Source organism: Polynucleobacter yangtzensis (genome assembly GCF_001595965.1).
Lineage (GTDB): Bacteria > Pseudomonadota > Gammaproteobacteria > Burkholderiales > Burkholderiaceae > Polynucleobacter > Polynucleobacter yangtzensis.
The window spans coordinates 507741-524922 of the sequence record NZ_LOJI01000001.1 but is presented as its reverse complement, the minus strand read 5'-3'; the positions used below and the strand labels follow the sequence as shown (position 1 = coordinate 524922).

15 protein-coding genes are annotated in these 17182 nt (G+C 46.0%); 2 read left to right on the top strand and 13 right to left on the bottom strand.

Annotated elements, in window-relative coordinates; genetic code table 11:
- Positions 1-12 precede the first annotated feature (12 nt).
- From JaK3_RS02750 to JaK3_RS02710, 9 genes are all read right to left on the bottom strand, one after another.
- A complete protein-coding gene (locus JaK3_RS02750) occupies positions 13-183 on the bottom strand; it encodes a rubredoxin (RefSeq protein ID WP_011902084.1) in 171 nt (56 codons plus the stop codon).
- Between the two features lie 77 nt (positions 184-260).
- On the bottom strand, positions 261-1703 hold the full coding sequence (locus JaK3_RS02745) for a THUMP domain-containing class I SAM-dependent RNA methyltransferase (RefSeq protein ID WP_068320423.1): 1443 nt from the start codon (positions 1701-1703) through the stop codon (positions 261-263).
- A 59-nt stretch (positions 1704-1762) separates the two neighbouring features.
- Positions 1763-2188, bottom strand: coding sequence for a CopD family protein (locus JaK3_RS02740; protein ID WP_068320421.1), 426 nt, complete (start codon positions 2186-2188; stop codon positions 1763-1765).
- Between the two features lie 29 nt (positions 2189-2217).
- Complete coding sequence (locus JaK3_RS02735) at positions 2218-3495, bottom strand: glutamate-5-semialdehyde dehydrogenase (protein ID WP_068320419.1); 1278 nt, start codon at positions 3493-3495, stop codon at positions 2218-2220.
- 53 nt (positions 3496-3548) lie between these two features.
- Positions 3549-4610 (bottom strand): DNA polymerase III subunit delta, encoded by a 1062-nt coding sequence (gene holA, locus JaK3_RS02730; protein ID WP_068320417.1) that lies wholly within the window; start codon positions 4608-4610, stop codon positions 3549-3551.
- A 15-nt stretch (positions 4611-4625) separates the two neighbouring features.
- Complete coding sequence (locus JaK3_RS02725; RefSeq protein ID WP_068320415.1) at positions 4626-5153, bottom strand: LPS-assembly lipoprotein LptE; 528 nt, start codon at positions 5151-5153, stop codon at positions 4626-4628.
- 15 nt (positions 5154-5168) lie between these two features.
- Positions 5169-7841: a leucine--tRNA ligase gene (gene leuS, locus JaK3_RS02720; protein ID WP_068320413.1), complete on the bottom strand. Its 2673-nt coding sequence runs from the start codon at positions 7839-7841 to the stop codon at positions 5169-5171.
- Positions 7842-7883: 42 nt separating this feature from the next.
- Positions 7884-8684, bottom strand: coding sequence for a 4-hydroxy-tetrahydrodipicolinate reductase (gene dapB / locus JaK3_RS02715; RefSeq protein ID WP_068320710.1), 801 nt, complete (start codon positions 8682-8684; stop codon positions 7884-7886).
- Between the two features lie 72 nt (positions 8685-8756).
- Positions 8757-9443 (bottom strand): outer membrane protein assembly factor BamE, encoded by a 687-nt coding sequence (locus tag JaK3_RS02710; RefSeq protein ID WP_082786358.1) that lies wholly within the window; start codon positions 9441-9443, stop codon positions 8757-8759.
- Between the two features lie 91 nt (positions 9444-9534).
- Between JaK3_RS02710 and fur the strand changes: the two genes are divergently transcribed.
- Entirely contained in the window at positions 9535-9978 is a 444-nt protein-coding gene (gene fur / locus JaK3_RS02705) for a ferric iron uptake transcriptional regulator (protein WP_167345985.1), read from the top strand.
- Positions 9979-10111: 133 nt separating this feature from the next.
- Here the strand turns inward: fur and gap are convergent, their stop codons facing one another.
- Positions 10112-11140 carry a type I glyceraldehyde-3-phosphate dehydrogenase gene (gap, locus tag JaK3_RS02700; RefSeq protein WP_068320409.1) on the bottom strand — a complete coding sequence of 343 codons (1029 nt, stop codon included), beginning with the start codon at positions 11138-11140 and terminating at the stop codon, positions 10112-10114.
- 41 nt (positions 11141-11181) lie between these two features.
- Positions 11182-13173, bottom strand: a complete 1992-nt coding sequence (tkt, locus tag JaK3_RS02695) for a transketolase (RefSeq protein WP_068320407.1) — start codon at positions 13171-13173, stop codon at positions 11182-11184.
- A 44-nt stretch (positions 13174-13217) separates the two neighbouring features.
- Between tkt and JaK3_RS02690 the strand changes: the two genes are divergently transcribed.
- Positions 13218-13979, top strand: a complete 762-nt coding sequence (locus JaK3_RS02690; protein ID WP_068320405.1) for a 16S rRNA (uracil(1498)-N(3))-methyltransferase — start codon at positions 13218-13220, stop codon at positions 13977-13979.
- 33 nt (positions 13980-14012) lie between these two features.
- Here JaK3_RS02690 and JaK3_RS02685 read toward each other — a convergent pair whose 3' ends face one another.
- Entirely contained in the window at positions 14013-14633 is a 621-nt protein-coding gene (locus JaK3_RS02685; RefSeq protein ID WP_068320403.1) for a barstar family protein, read from the bottom strand.
- A gap of 127 nt (positions 14634-14760) precedes the next feature.
- On the bottom strand, positions 14761-17082 hold the full coding sequence (locus tag JaK3_RS02680) for an NADP-dependent malic enzyme (protein WP_068320401.1): 2322 nt from the start codon (positions 17080-17082) through the stop codon (positions 14761-14763).
- Positions 17083-17182 lie beyond the last annotated feature (100 nt).

Sequence of the window (17182 nt, the reverse complement as noted above, 5' to 3'; positions counted from 1 at the left end):
GGTTATTTCTAATTAAATTGCCATCATTTCAAAGTCTTCTTTGCGAGCGCCACACTCTGGACAAGTCCAGTTCATTGGCACATCTTTCCAAAGTGTTCCTGGCGCAATACCTTCCTCCGGTAAACCAGCGGCTTCGTCGTAAACCCAACCGCAAATTAAACACATATATGTTTTAAATTCCATTGCTTTGCTCTCTGATGTTCTTTGGTATATCTTTTGTTTACTATGCTTCTTGTCTTATTTTAAGGTTTTATAGCTGCTTAAGCTGGACGCTTCGCATGCATCTCAAACTTGAATAAACGACACTCAAGTGGACCATTAAACAACGGGGTGCGCTTAGATTCTTTAATACGCAGCTGGCCTGGAAGCGCCATATCTGCAGTCAGCACAAATATATTCCATCCACCAAAGTCATCTTTTAGATGCTGGCCAAACTGACGCAAAAACTCCACAAATTTAGGGTCTTGCTCTTCCTGAGCCTGTAGCTTTTTCAATGATTCACGACTAGAACGCTTGGCACTTTGACGACCCGTCTCTAGGTTCAGCTCAAAACGGTTATCCGGTTCATCTGCATGGGTATCCTGCGCATCACGATCAGATACCCGATCCTGACCGCGGCCGCCCTTGATTACCAATCGCTCACCGTAAGGAGGGTTCAATAACATCACACCCTCATGAACACTTCCTGGCGGCTTAGCAGCTAAGGCATCAATTTGACGCACTACAGGCTGGTCCGGCAATTGCGCTCTCTGCCAGTTACCCTTAAACATGGAAACTAACTTTTCATTAATATCACCGCCAGTGATTTTTAAGGCATCAACACTAGGGTAGTGCTTACGCATTTCTAGCATTTTCGCAAGAGCAACTTCCTTTAAATCAACCCAACGCTTTTGCTCAGCAGCTTCTTTAAAGGGTTTGAGTCGCTGAAAACCAAAACCATGCGCCGAAGTAACCAACGGACGATAAGCTAGTCTGCTTGGCTTAGCATCATCGCCATACATACCCGCACGAATAGCACCAGGTGGAATGGATAAGGCCATCTGAGCAGCTTCAATCAAAAATGTGCCACTACCGCACATCGGATCAAATAAAGTTTGACCAGGTTTCCAGGCAGTGAACGACAAAATTCCGGCAGCCAGATTTTCTTTGAGGGGTGCATCCCCTTTTTCATCACGCCAACCACGCTTAAATAACGCCTCACCAGAAGTATCCAAGTAAATAGTGACTTGGGTTGCTGTTAAATGCGCCTGCACGCGCACATCTGGAAAGGCGGTATCAATACTCGGTCGATCTCCAGTTACATCACGTAAGCGATCGACAATCGCATCTTTAATTTTGAGGGTAGCAAAATTCAAACTCTTGAGTGGGGAGCGATGAGCAGTGACATCAACGCGCAATGTTTGCTTAGACGTAAACCATTCTTCCCAAGCCAAACCACTAGCCAACTTATATAAATCTTCTTCTTGCCTATAAGGAGCTTGCGCCATTTGCAATAAAACTCGACTCCCAATACGAGAATGCAAATTCAGGGCCATTGCTGCAGATATTGGTCCCGCCAGACCTACGCCACCAGTTGGGCTGGTCGGCGTTGGGTCAATTACCCAGGTGCCTAAAGCCTTACATTCAGGGCGTCCAGCAATCTCTGCTAGCTCCTGGGCAAGCGGCACCTCTAGACCGCCTGGGCATACAACAAAAAATCTCATGGGGCTAACAATCTATAAATGGGAATATTAAAAAATTAAATGGAACTTATCAGCTGGTCTCAAGGCTTAAACAATACTAAGGCAACAATAATGACTAACAAAATCACTGGAACTTCATTAAACCAACGGAACCAAACACCGGATCGCTTATTAACTCCAGCACGAAACTTCTTGAGCAAGCTCAAACAAGCGTGGTGATAACCAATCACCAGAATCACAAAAAATAATTTGGCATGCATCCATATATCGCCACGACCAATACCAAAGTGAAGCCACAGCGTTATGCCCAATAAGACTGCCGGGACCGCCAGGATAGTCATGAACCGAAATAAGCGGTCAGCCATACCTAGCAGGCGAGCATAAGCCTCAGCGTTTTTCTCTTCAGCCAAATTCACATAGATTCTGGGCAGATAAAACAAGCCAGCAAACCACGAAGTTATAAATACGATGTGAAAAGTTTTAACCCAAAGGTAGGAATTACTCATATGTAGTGTATTTACTTTGCGCTATTAAATTAGGTGCGAATTTCGCCATGGCCCATGACTACATACTTTAAGGAGGTCAGTCCATCAAGACCAACTGGGCCGCGGGCATGCAGCTTGTCATTCGAAATACCGATCTCAGCGCCCAAGCCATACTCAAAGCCATCGGCAAAACGAGTACTGGCGTTCACCATTACACTGGCACTGTCTACCTCGCGCAAGAAGCGATCTGCTTGCGCTTTATTATTCGTAATAATGGCATCAGTGTGCTTGCTGCCATATTGCTCAATATGATTCATGGCCTCATCAATATTAGCCACCGTCTTAATTGACAGAATTGGGGCTAAGTATTCGGTTTGCCAATCTTCTTCCTTGGCATCGATTAAATTCTGAAAACCATTGGCCTCAAGTGTTTTACGAGTCAATGAATCAACTCTCAGCTCTACGCCTTTATCTTGATAAATCTTGCACAGCGTTGGCAATACTGCGTTAGCAATCTCTTGATTTACGAGCAAAGTTTCCATTGCATTACAGGGTGCATAACGTTGGGTCTTAGCGTTATCACACACCTTTACAGCCATTGCTACATCAGCATCTGCATCAATATAGGTGTGACAAATACCATCTAAGTGCTTGATCATTGGAACACGTGCCTCAGCCATCAAGCGCGCAATTAAACTCTTTCCACCTCGTGGCACTATGACATCGATATATTGAGTCATCGTAATCATTTCACCGACAGCACTGCGATCCGTCGTTGTCACCACCTGCACTGCATCTTTAGGTAAGCCTGCGGCAGATAGTCCCTCTTGAATAATCTGAGCCAACAAAGTATTGGAATCAATTGCCTCTGAGCCGCCACGCAAAATCACAGCATTACCCGACTTTAAGCACAATGCAGCGGCATCAATGGTTACATTAGGACGAGACTCATAGATAATGCCTATCACTCCAAGCGGCACACGCATCTGACCCAGTTCAATCCCAGATGCCTGCTTTTGTAGCGGAGTAATTTTGCCAATCGGATCATCCAAGGAAACAATTTGCTCCAAACCCAATGCCATTGTTTCGATTGTTTTTGGAGTCATAGTTAAGCGATCAACAAACGCTGCATCTTGGCCATTAGCCTTAGCACGATCAACATCCACCTGATTAACCTTCTGAATCTCAGCTGACTTTTGACGAACCACCTTTGCAATATGTAATAAAGCCTGATTTTTTTGCTCGCTCGATGCGCGCGCCATTGCACGCGATGCGACTCGTGCTCGCATGCCAATGTCTTGCATCATTTCTTTGATAGCTGAACTCATTTTTACTCTCTGATTACTCTCTGATTACTCTTCACTAGCTCTTTGCTCACTTCTTAACGCAATAAATTACCTACTAAGCGTAAGCCATCCCAAGGGTCTGCCGGCAAATCAGCAGCATGTAGACCCTTTACCTGACGATCCAATCCTGCGGCAACCTGCATCGCTCTTCTCAGCTTTAGAGGCTGCACTCTACTCAATGCCGCCGGATATAAACGCTCTTTGTTTCCCCAAATTCGGTTGGCGCGCATGAGATTCTGTACAGACTCCCCTGCATCACTCGCCGCCTTCAGTTTAGATAGTATCCGAAGCTCTTCGGTTACGCTCCACAGAATCAATACCAACGGCTCGCCCTCACCTTTGAGACCATCCAACATACGATTCAGCCTTGCCAAATCCCCAGCGAGCATAGCTTCGGTTAACTCAAAAACGTTATAACGTGCCACCTTCAGAATAGAAGAGCGAATTTGCTCTTCAGTCAATTTCCCAGTGGGATACAGCAAACCTAATTTCAGAATTTCTTGATGGGCAGCAATTAAATTACCCTCCACCTGATCAGCAATAAACTGAAGCGCTCGCTGACCTTCTAGGCCTGCCTCAACTTCTTGATCTTGTCGCTTAAGACGTCCTGCAATCCACTGAGGCAAGTGACTGCGATCCAATGAATCAATCTGAATTGCCATACCTGCATCATCCAAAGCACTGAACCATGCTGAGGTTTTAGTCTTGCCGTCCAAGCGAGGCAAAACGATACAAACTACGGTGTCGGGACCTTCGGAACCCACTGGCTGCGTAGCAATTTGAGCTGCAAACTGTTTGAGAGCGTCTGCTCCATCGCGCCCAGGCTTGCCAGTCGGGATACGTAACTCTACCCATCGCTTATCGCCAAACAAGGACATAGTCTGACCTGCACTTAACAGGGCGCTCCAATCAAATCCACGTTCCTGGAGCAACACCTCACGCTCAGTAAAGTTCTGTTTCTTTGCCGCAGACCTCAGTTGGTCCATCGCCTCCATCATCAGCAAAGGCTCATCACCACTAAAGACATATAGCGGTGACATAGCAGCGCCCGAGCTCAAGGACTTGAGATGCGCGTGAAGGGAATCAACTTTAATCATGCGCGCTACGTCTGATTAAAACGCTCTTGCTCTCGGTGATTTAGCAGCGGCAGCCACGCGTCGCAAAATCTGAATTGCCAAATCTCGACGCATGAGCGACAAAAATTGCTGAATTTGAACATCGGTTGCCAAGACTGTTGAAACACTAAAGTCCATATCCCGAGTCATATAAATCTCTGCCTCTGGAACTACTTCAGCACCTGCCATATCAAATGCTCTAAAGCCAACACGAATATTGAGGCGATATGCTGACACTTGACCATTGGAGTTATATGCCAAGATCTCACGCCCATTCACATCGTTGGTAATTTCTAAGATAAGGTCTGCATCCTTGGGATTGAGGGCAACCTTGGCATCAGTCCCCGTCAAAATCGCAGTCTGCAAATCTGCCCGCAATGGTGGCGAAGGGTTTCCAGTAATGGCAATGACCTTGAAAGGTAAATCTACCATGCCGCGCAAACGATAGCCACAAGCAATCAGCCCGCTCAAGGGGGCGGCAGCAATCAAACCTAGCATTGTGCGGCGCAGAGAGTTTACGCTCATGTCTTTATCTTCTATTTAAGCAACAATATTCACAAGGCGGCCAGGTACCAGAATAACCTTCTTGGGTGCGCCACCATTTAATGCTTTTTGTGCAGGCTCACTTTTTAACGCCAAAAGTTCAATTTGCTCTTTATTGGCATCTGCAGGCACCTTAATATCGCCACGCAGCTTGCCATTAATCTGCAACATCAAAGTAATTTCAGTTTGAATCAAAGCAGCTTCATCTACTGAGGGCCACGGAGCATCTAGCAGTGGTCCAAAAGTTTTTGCATAGCCCAAATCTGTCCAGAGTACATGCGTCAGATGAGGAACTACTGGGTAAAGAACACGCAACAAAATACTCAGACATTCACGTAATACAGGAGCGCTGATCTTAGAATCTTGGTCTAACTTAATAGGCTCAAGCACATTGAGCATTTTCATAGCAGCAGAGACAACAGTGTTGTACTGACGACGTTGATAGTCAAAATTAGCTTGCTTCAAAATGGTGTGCACTTCGCGACGTAATTCTTTTTCATCATCATTTAAGTTGCTTGGCAATGAATCAGATGCATCACGCAAAGCGCTCGCTTGACTGCTGGAATACATCCATACTCGGCGCAAGAAACGAGAGGCACCGTCTACACCTGCTCCAGACCATTCCAGCTGTTGCTCAGGAGGGGCCGCAAACATCACAAATAAACGAGCGGTGTCCGCGCCATATTGATCAATTAATGCCTGAGGATCAACGCCATTGTTTTTACTCTTAGACATCTTCTCAACACCCCCAACTACAACTGGGGTATTTGAAGTATCACCAATCAACTTGGCGCCCTTAGGGCGACCCTTTTCATCAAGATCCAATTCCACATCTAGTGGATTGAGCCAAGTCTTTTTGCCAGAGGCATCTTCAGAGTAATAGGTCTCATTAAGAACCATGCCTTGCGTTAACAGATTCTGGAATGGCTCATCAAAGGTAATGAGATTGAGATCACGCATGACCTTGGTCCAGAAGCGCGCATAAAGCAGATGCAAAATTGCATGCTCAATACCACCAATGTATTGATCCATCGGCATCCAATACTCATTACGCTCATCAACCATGGTCTTCGCATTAGGACCGGTATAGCGCATGAAATACCAAGAGGAGTCGACAAAGGTATCCATGGTGTCAGTTTCACGACGTGCAGGCTTGCCACACTTCGGACACTTCACATTTAAGAAGTCGGCACGTTTATTGAGCGGATTACCGCTACCATCTGGCACGCAATCTTCGGGCAACACTACAGGCAAATCCGCCTCGGGCACTGGAACTGCGCCACAACCAGGATTGCTCTCATCGCCACAATGAATAATTGGAATCGGCGTGCCCCAATAACGCTGGCGAGAAATACCCCAATCGCGTAAGCGATAGGTCGTCTTGATTTCACCAATGCCGAGCTTTCCTAATTCTTTAGCAACTGCACTTACCGCCTCATCGTGCGATAGGCCATCAAACTGCGCGCTATTAAAACAAACTACGTCATCTTTTTGGGCATACCAATCTTCCCAATGAGTAGCGTTAAACATCGGTGACTCGCCTTTGAGTGCAATCACTTGCTTAATCGGTAACTCATACTTCAGTGCAAATGCAAAATCGCGCTCATCATGTGCAGGCACACCCATGACTGCGCCATCACCATAAGACATCAAAACGTAGTTACCAACCCAGACGGGCACAGGCTCATGCGTCAAAGGATGTGTGACATACAAGCCAGTAAACATTCCTTCTTTTTCTTGAGTAGCCAAGTCAGCCTCAATCACGCTGCCCGTTTTGCACTTCTCAATAAATGCAGCAAGTGCTGGATTATTGGCAGCCGCCTTAGTGGCTAGTGGGTGCTCTGCCGCCACCGCGCAAAAGGTAACGCCCATGATGGTGTCTGCACGTGTAGTGAACACATACAAAAGACCGTCTTGAATAAAGTTGCCATGGTCATCAGCAATTTCGTGCTTAAACGCAAACCGCACACCACGACTTTTACCAATCCAGTTTTGTTGCATAGTCTTCACGCGCTCTGGCCAACCCAAACCCTCTAAGCCAGAGAGCAAAGGCTCGGCGTATGCGGTGATATTGAAGTAATAACCAGGAATCTCACGCTTCTCAACCAAGGCGCCAGAACGCCAACCGCGCCCATCAATCACCTGCTCGTTTGCTAAAACAGTTTGATCAATCGGATCCCAGTTGACTACCTGAGTTTTACGATAGGCAATACCTTTTTCCAACATCTTCAGGAAGAGCCACTGGTTCCAACGATAGTAATCAGGACTACAAGTTGCAACTTCACGTGACCAATCAATTGCTAAACCCATTGCAGCCATTTGCTTTTTCATATAAGCAATGTTGTCGTAGGTCCATTTTGCTGGAGGTACTTTATTCTGAATAGCCGCATTTTCAGCAGGCATACCAAACGCATCCCAACCCATTGGCATCAAGACGTTGTAGCCCTGCATGCGGAGTTGACGTGCCATTACATCATTAATGGTGTAGTTGCGTACATGCCCCATGTGGAGCTTGCCAGACGGATAAGGCAACATAGAACAAGCGTAGTACTTTGGCTTTTTTTTGCCTTCTGCATCAACCGCGTTCTCTGCTACTTGATAGACTTGCGCACTTTCCCAATCAGCTTGCGCTGCGGCTTCAATACTGCGGTAGTCGTAATCCTTGCTCATTCTGCGACAACTCTTTTCTTCTATCTTTAATTGATCAACTAGTTATTTGCGCAAGCCTAGAACATCTTGCATATCAAACAAACCATTGCTTTGGTCTTGCAAGAAACGGGCAGCGCGTAATGATCCTTGCGCGTAAGACTGACGGCTTGAAGACTTGTGACTAATTTCAATACGCTCACCATCACCAGCAAATAACACAGTATGGTCACCTACGATATCGCCACCGCGAATAGTCGCAAAACCAATCGAACCTTCCTTACGTTCGCCGGTATGGCCTTCACGCGCATAGACTGCAACGTCATCTAATTTCTCGCCCAATGCATCCGCGATCACTTCACCCATTTTGAGCGCCGTGCCAGAAGGGGCATCTACTTTATGCTTATGATGAGCTTCAATAATTTCAATGTCATAACCCTGATTAAGCATCTTGGCTGCGATCTCGAGGAGCTTAAAAGTGGCATTAACGCCCACACTCATATTTGGTGCAAACACAATTGCTAATTTTGACGAGGCTTTTTTCAAGCTTGCAATTTGATCGGCAGTTAGGCCAGTAGTACCAATAATCATTTTGGTGCCGGTCTTTTCGGCAACGGCTAAATGGGCCATGGTGCCTTCCGGTCTAGTGAAGTCGATCAAGAACTGCGCATCAGCCAATACCTGAGCCACATCAGCAGAAATCAGCACACCTGTCTTTTTGCCCAAGAATGCGCCAGCATCTTCGCCCAGTTGTGGGCATGAGGTATGTTCAAGTGCACCAACCAAATGCGCATCTGTTATGTTGAGGACAGCCTCAATCAACATCTTACCCATACGACCCGTCGCGCCTGCAATTGCAATCTTCATCATGTGTTTCTTCGCTTCTTATTCAAGTGAGCCAAAAAGGTAATCTTGGCATCAGTACAAAATTGATTTCTATTATTTAGAATCTGCTGCCTTTGGCACATCATTTAAAGTGCCAGGCCCCAACTGCGGAGCCTGTGCAGCTGGGTCATTCTTTGAAGAGCCAAAGAAGTCCCAGAATGAACTACTGCTTGGTGCAGGAGGAATAGCTGCACCGGCAGCCAAGTTATCCGTCTTGCTTGGAACCAATAATTCCGGACTCTGCAATGGTGGGGTAACTGGGGGCTTATTAGATCCAGTAACAACATCCCAGAAAGAGCGTTTTGTTTTGGCGTAGTTATCAATCTCCGCAACCAACTCGACCTCAGTAGGCAATGCGTCACCTTCAAACTTCACCACTTTGTCGCCATCAAAAAATACGGTGACATGACGCTCTTTGCCAATAGGTTGCCCAGAGCGCTTAAATTCAAAAATGTAATCCCAGCGATTAGCATGGAAGTAACTCGCCAACAATGGTGTGCCTAAAATTTGACGTACCTGCTCGCGACTCATGCCAAGTTGCAGCTTTGCATATTGCTCACTAGAAATAAAGTTGCCTTGCACGACATCGGGAACATAAGGTCTAAAAATTTTGTTAACCCAAGCGCGTTGCGTATCATCAACTGCGGAAGTGCAGCCAACCACTCCCATGAGCCCAAATAGGGTGAGAGCCACAACTCCCAGTCGAACAGGGGAATAAGCACCCTTTAAAACTGGGTTCAAAAAGTGGATAAAAAGTTCAAGGCAATTTTGCATGGCTGGCCGTATCATTAAGACATTGATTTTAGCTCCCAATGCCATATATATGACCCAAATCCCTACCCCTGAAAATTTACGTGATATTGGCCTGAAGGCGACCGGACCACGGATGAAAATTCTGGATTTTTTCCATCAAAACGGCGGCACGCACTTTAGCGCTGAAGACGTTTTTATGGCTTTAGCCAAAGAGGATAAAGAGATCGGTTTAGCCACCGTTTATCGGGTTCTTACCCAATTTGAACAAGCCGGCCTGCTCCTACGCAGCCATTTTGAGTCCAGCAAGGGTGATAGCAGGGCTATCTATGAGCTCAATGAGGGGCAGCACCATGACCATTTGGTCTGCATTGATTGCGGCCATGTTGAGGAATTCGTAGACGAAGCCATTGAAAAAAGGCAGCGTGATATCGCTAAAAACCTCGGATTTAAGCTCCAAGAGCATTCTTTAGCCATGTATGGCCAATGCCAGAAGAAAAATTGCCGCAATAAACAAGCAAAATAGGCTGTTTTTAAGCTACTTAGAAACAAAAAAGACCTCAAAATGAGGTCTTTTTTACATAATTAAGCTTAAAAAGAAGATTTAAGCGTTTTTTAACAACTTTTAGCTACTGTTAGCTAATCTTATTTATTTTTCCTTACTTTACAGCCATTAATGCTTCTGCGGCATTGAGCATTTGGACTGAATAACCCCACTCGTTGTCATACCAAGCCAATACCTTAACCAACTTACCATCTGCAGAAACGCGAGTTTGGGAAGCGTCGTAAATACTTGGACGTGGATCATGGTTAAAGTCGATTGAAACCAATGGCAAGGTGTTGAAGCCCAAAATACCTTTGAGCTCGCCTTCGCTAGCAGCCTTGAGAATGGAATTTACTTCATCCACGCTAGTAGCGCGACTTGCAGCAAACGTAAGGTCAACTACTGAAACGTTAATCACTGGCACACGCATTGCAAAACCATCAAAGCGACCTGCTAATGCTGGCAGAACCAATCCTACCGCCTTAGCAGCACCAGTCTTGGTTGGGATCATGCTTGTTACAGCAGAGCGCGCACGACGCATATCCTTGTGATACACATCAGTCAACACTTGATCATTTGTAAATGCATGAATCGTTGTCATCAAGCCAGATTCAATGCCAATCTTTTCTAAAAGTGGCTTCACCAGTGGAGCCAAACAGTTTGTTGTGCAGCTAGCATTGGATACAACTACATCGCTTGGCTTAAGTACGTTTTGGTTCACGCCATACACAATCGTTGCATCCACATCTTTTTCACCAGGAGCAGAAATCAATACTTTCTTCGCGCCCTGCTCAATATGAATCATCGCTTTTTCTTTAGAAGTGAACTTACCTGTGCACTCTAAAACCAAATCCACACCCAATTCACCCCAAGGAGTTTCTGCAGGATTACGCGTACAGAACATCTTGATGCGATCGCCATTTACCACCATGCAATCACCATCTACCGAGACCTCAGCGGGGAAGCGGCCGTGCGCTGAATCGTATTGAGTCAAGTGAGCATTAATGGCAATATCGCCCATCGCATTAATCGCAACAATCTTGATATCACGGCGTGGTTTGCCGTTTACTTGATCTTCATATAGGGCACGCAATACCATGCGGCCGATACGCCCATAACCATTAATTGCGACACGAATTGTCATTTATTTCCCCTTACTAATATTGAATATATTTCGTATTTAAATTACTTCTTTGCGATGCATTGTTTAACCGTCTTTGCAATCTGATCAGCTGTCAGACCAAAGTACTCATAAAGTTGCGGCGCAGGTGCTGATTCACCAAAGGTATCAACACCATGCACTGCTGCACATCCATACTTCCACCAGAAATCACTTACGCCTGCTTCAACTGCAATGCGTGGAATATTGGCCGGCAATACTTTTGCTTTATATGCAGTGCCTTGTTGATCAAAGACGGTGGTTGAAGGTATCGAAACAACGCGAATGCCTAAGCCCTCTTTTTCTAATTGCTGTGCTGTTTGTAAAGCGAGTGCAATTTCAGAGCCAGTAGCCATAATCACTGCATCAATCTTGCCAGATGGATCACGCAATACATAACCACCGCGAGCAATCTCTTTGATTTGCGCAGGAGTACGAGATACAAATGGACAATTCTGACGACTAAAGATCAAGGCGCTAGGGCCATGCTTGCGCTCAATAGCTGAGCCCCAGGCTACGGCACTCTCAGTGGTGTCACAAGGACGCCAAACCATCAGATTTGGAATGAGGCGCAAGCTGGCAACATGCTCTACAGACTGATGAGTTGGGCCGTCTTCGCCCAAACCGATCGAGTCATGTGTAAAGACAAAAATACTGCGCAGCTTCATCAACGCAGCCATACGCAAGGCATTGCGGCTGTAATCAGAGAAGGTTAAGAAGGTGCCACCAAATGGAATATAGCCACCATGCAGAGCGATACCGTTCATGATGGCGCTCATACCAAATTCGCGCACACCGTAATTAATGTGGTTACCCCACTGATCACCACGCACAGGTTTGCATGTAGACCAATTGGTTAAGTTAGAACCTGTTAAGTCAGCAGAGCCGCCCATAAATTCTGGCAATGCTGGCGCCAAAGCTTCAATCGCATTTTGACTTGCTTTACGAGTAGCAATGGTCTCAGCTTTAGATTGGCAAGTTTTTAAATACGCATTTAAGGTAGATGAAAAGTCTTTTGACAATTCACCTTCCATGCGGCGCTGTAATTCAGAAGCAAGTTCTGGAAATTTATTTTTATATTTCTGAAATTCTTTATTCCACTCATGCTCAGCTGCTTGACCACGCTTTTTAAAATCCCATGCCGCATAAATATCTTTCGGAATTTCAAACGGAGCATAAGGCCAGTTCAAAGCAACGCGAGTAGCTGCAATTTCAGCGGCACCTAATGGTGAGCCGTGCACTTTATCGCTGCCAGCCATATTTGGTGAGCCTTGACCAATGGCAGTCTTGCAGCAAATGAGTGTTGGTTTGTCGCTCTTTTTAGCCTTAGCAATAGCCGCAGATACTGCTTCCGCATCATGTCCATCAACAGATCGAATGACATTCCAACCGTAAGCCTCAAAGCGCTTAGGCGTATCTTCGTTAAACCAAGAAACTACTTTGCCATCGATAGAGATGCCGTTGTCATCCCACAATGCAATTAACTTATTCAGCTTGAGAGTGCCAGCCAAAGAACAAACTTCATGGCTAATACCTTCCATCAAACAACCGTCACCTAAAAATACATAGGTGTAGTGATCAACAATGTTGTGACCAGGACGATTAAATTCTTCAGCAAGCAATTTCTCTGCCAATGCCATACCAACCGCATTCGAAATTCCCTGGCCCAATGGTCCGGTAGTTGTTTCTACTCCAGGAGTAATTCCATATTCAGGATGCCCCGGAGTCTTGCTATGTAGTTGACGGAAATTTTTCAACTCTTCAATTGGTAAGTCGTAACCAGAAAGATGCAAGAGTGAATACAACAACATGGAACCGTGACCATTCGATAAAACAAAACGATCGCGATCAATCCAATGCGGATCGGTTGGATTGTGTTTTAAATGTTCGTTCCAAAGACCTACAGCTATATCTGCCATACCCATCGGCATACCAGGGTGACCTGAATTTGCCTGCTGAACTGCATCCATGGATAAAGCGCGAATGGCATTGGCCATGCGAATTTGAAGGTTTGACATCGTAAAAGTGGTCTCTAGGAAAATAAATTGGCTATATTTCAGTAATGCCTCAATTTTATCTTCCCGGACCATGGGAATCCCAAAAGCCAACGACCCTCACACCCGAGGTTGCCCACCATTTGCGTGTTCGACGCATTCAGACCGGGGAATTCTTCCCAGTATTTGATGGAAAAGGCCAGGTTGCCAAGGGGGAGCTCCTCTCTTTGAGCGGAAAAACAGGTCAAGTTCAGCTAACTGACATCTGCAAAGATACCCATCGCGAGACTCCTTACGCCATTACCCTGGCCCAGGGACTAGCTGGCGGCGACAAAATGGACTGGATTGTCGAAAAAGCGGTTGAGACTGGCGCCCAAATTATTGCCCCGATGCAATGTGAGCGCTCTATTCTCAAACTGACTCGTTCAAGTGATGCTGAGCGCGCCCAAAAACGGCTTGCTCACTGGGAAGGCATTATTCAAGCAGCCTGTGAACAATGTGATCGCACTGTCTTGGCCAGCCTGGAGCCCATTCAAACTTTTGAGGGCTATTTAAAGGCAACTCCAAAACCAGCTCTCAAGCTACTGTTAAGTCCAGATGCCACCAAAAGCTTGTATTCAGTACTCATAGAGAATGAACCTCAGGATGTTGTGCTAATGATTGGTCCTGAGGGTGGTCACTCTCCCGAAGAAGAAGCTCGGGCAGAGGCTGCGGGCTATCAATTGGTTTCCTTGGGTGAGCGCGTACTGAGAACAGAAACGGCTGGTGTAGTGGCCATTACAGCCGTCCATAGCGTGTGGAACCCTGAAATGCAAAATCGCCTCAAGTAGAGGCGATTTATATAACTTCCAAGACTTTTGCTACTAAGCGAAAGAATAGAAGACGCGGTATGGAGTGCGGCGCTCAGCCCAGAAATCAACTGCATCACGGAAAACATCCAAAAGAGTTTCACGCGCTTCTTTGTCGAATTTCTGAGTGCAAGGCAAGCCTTCAAGGACTACAACAAAGCCTGGCTGTGGGCCAGACTTATCAACCGTAGTAGTCAAAGCATCCAACAAAGGATCGTAGTTTTTTGCCTGCTGCTTAGTAAACGTATAAGCAATCGCAATAGATTCCAAAACCTCACCCTTAGTCATTGCATTGGCGCAATTGGCATAAATGAAGTGTTGACCTAACTCTGTAGCCGCTTCCTGTAAGTCAGGAGTGCGGAAAGCACGAATCGATTGCACGATATTAGGGCGCACACTGCGCAACATTGCCGGCGGTCCGGCATCGCGAACGGCCAAAGCGGCACGCCAAGAAGCTGTCACTTTTTTCCCCGAAACTTGATTTGCTGCATAGGTTTGTAAACGAGATAAACCGCCTTCAGCATAAATATTGGCAGCGGATGACTCAGTTTCAAGTCGATCATTGCTATCCCAACTTTCAGCGCGGCTATGTTCTTCGAAGCTGGCTGTATTGCTGTTTTCAGAGCGATTATTCATGATGGGTGCTAGGTTACCCGTAACACGCCATCAAATCAAGCCCAAATACAGTGCATTTTATGTAACACACTGATTTATATAGAAATAAATTATGTAAGTTATCACTAACTTACATAATTATAGGGTCTTAAGAAATGCCTCTTGCGTTGCTTGCGGCCTCCACAACTGCCAAAGTTGTCACATTCACAATGCGGCGAACAGTTGCTGCTGGGGTCAGGATATGGATTGGCTTAGCAACACCCAACAACAATGGGCCAATTGCAATGCCGTTACCCGCTGCAGTTTTTAGCAAGTTGTAAGAAATGTTTGCTGCATCAATATTTGGCAAAACTAAGAGGTTGGCATCACCTTTTAATGGGGAAGACGTTACCGCGCCCGCACGAATGGTTTCATCCAAAGCGCTATCGCCATGCATTTCTCCATCCACTTCTAAGGTTGGATCCGCCTTCTGAATCAATGCCAACACTTCGCGCATTTTGATAGCAGATGGCGCATTACTTGAACCAAAGTTGGAATGTGAAAGCAGCGCCACTTTAGGTACGAGACCTAACTTACGCATTTCACTTGCAGCCATCAAAGTCAACTCCGCTAATTCGCAAGCGGTTGGATCGATATTGATGTGCGTATCAACCAAAAATACTTGGCGGCCCGGCAAAATCAAACCAGACATTGCACCGTAAACATTGGCGCCAGCTTCCCGACCAACTACCTCATCGACATACTTGAGATGAGTTGCAGAATTACCTACAGTTCCACAAATCATGCCATCGGCCATGCCTTTGATAATCATGATGGAGCCGATCAAACTATTACGGCGGCGCATCTCTAACTTAGCAAACGACTCGGTCACACCCTTGCGTTCTGTAAGGCCGAGATAGGTTTGCCAGAAGTCACGGTAGCGCGGGTCATTCTCTGGGTTAACAACTTCAAAGTCATCACCCGCCTTCATACGAAGACCGAACTTCACAATGCGATGCTCTATTACGGCTGGGCGACCAATCAGAATTGGCGTAGCCAAATGCTCATCAATGATGATTTGTACTGCGCGCAATACGCGCTCGTCTTCACCTTCAGCAAACACAATGCGTTTTTGATTTGCAGGCACGCGCTTAGCAATACTAAAGAGTGGCTTCATCAAAGTACCGGAGTGGTACACAAATTGCTGCAACTGATTGCGGTATGCATCGAAATCTTTAATCGGGCGTGAAGCAACGCCATCATCCATTGCAGCTTTAGCAACGGCTGGAGCAATCACAGTAATCAAACGCGGATCAAATGGCTTTGGAATTAAATACTCCGGACCAAAGGAAAGGTTTTCAATACCGTAAACCGACGCTACTACTTCACTCTGCTCCGCTTGAGCCAACTCCGCCACAGCCTTGACTGCTGCGACTTCCATGCCACGAGTAATGGTGGTTGCGCCCACATCCAATGCGCCACGGAAGATGAATGGGAAACACAAAACGTTATTGACTTGGTTAGGATAGTCAGTACGGCCAGTTGCCATCACTGCGTCTGGACGAACTGCTTTCACTTCCTCAGGCAAGATTTCTGGGGTTGGATTTGCCAATGCATAAACCAATGGCTTGGGCGCCATCTTCTTCACCATATCTTGCTTAAGAACGCCACCAGCAGAAAGGCCTAAGAAAATATCTGCGCCTTCAATTGCTTGATCGAGCGTGCGTAAATCTGTGTCTTGGCAGAATGGCTCCTTCTCTGGATCCATCAACTCTTTACGACCTTTGTAAGCAACACCAGCTAAGTCTGTTACCCAAATATTTTTGCGCTGAATGCCAAGATCAACCAACAGATCTAAACAAGCTAATGCAGCAGCACCCGCTCCAGAAGTAACCAGCTTTACCTCTTCAACTTTTTTGCCAACCACCTTCAAACCATTGAGGATGGCGGCTGCAACCACAATAGCAGTACCGTGCTGGTCGTCATGGAAGACCGGAATCTTCATACGCGCTTGTAACTTACGCTCAACCACAAAACAATCAGGCGCTTTAATATCTTCTAAATTAATGCCACCGAATGTTGGCTCTAATGCCGCAATAATTTCTACCAACTTATCTGGATCGTTTTCATTAACTTCGATATCGAAAACATCAATGCCAGCAAATTTCTTAAAGAGAACCGCTTTACCTTCCATCACCGGCTTACTTGCCAATGGTCCAATATTTCCCAAACCTAAAACGGCAGTACCGTTTGTGATAACACCAACTAAATTTCCACGTGCCGTGTACTTAAAAGCATTCGCAGGATCTTTAACAATTTCTTCGCAAGGAGCAGCAACACCAGGCGTGTACGCTAGGGCTAGATCTCGCTGATTAGTTAGTTGTTTTGTCGGGGCAATTTCAATTTTGCCCGGAGTAGGAAACTCGTGGTACTGAAGGGCCGCCTCTCTCAAGGCTGCAATTTGTTGTTCTTTATTGTTTTCTTTGCTCATTCACTAGCTCGCTAAATTTCGTCTTATCTTTATTTCATCTAAGACTGTTAAGAGCTTAATTCTATTCCTCTCGGGCGTTCGTTACATAACCACCATAAAA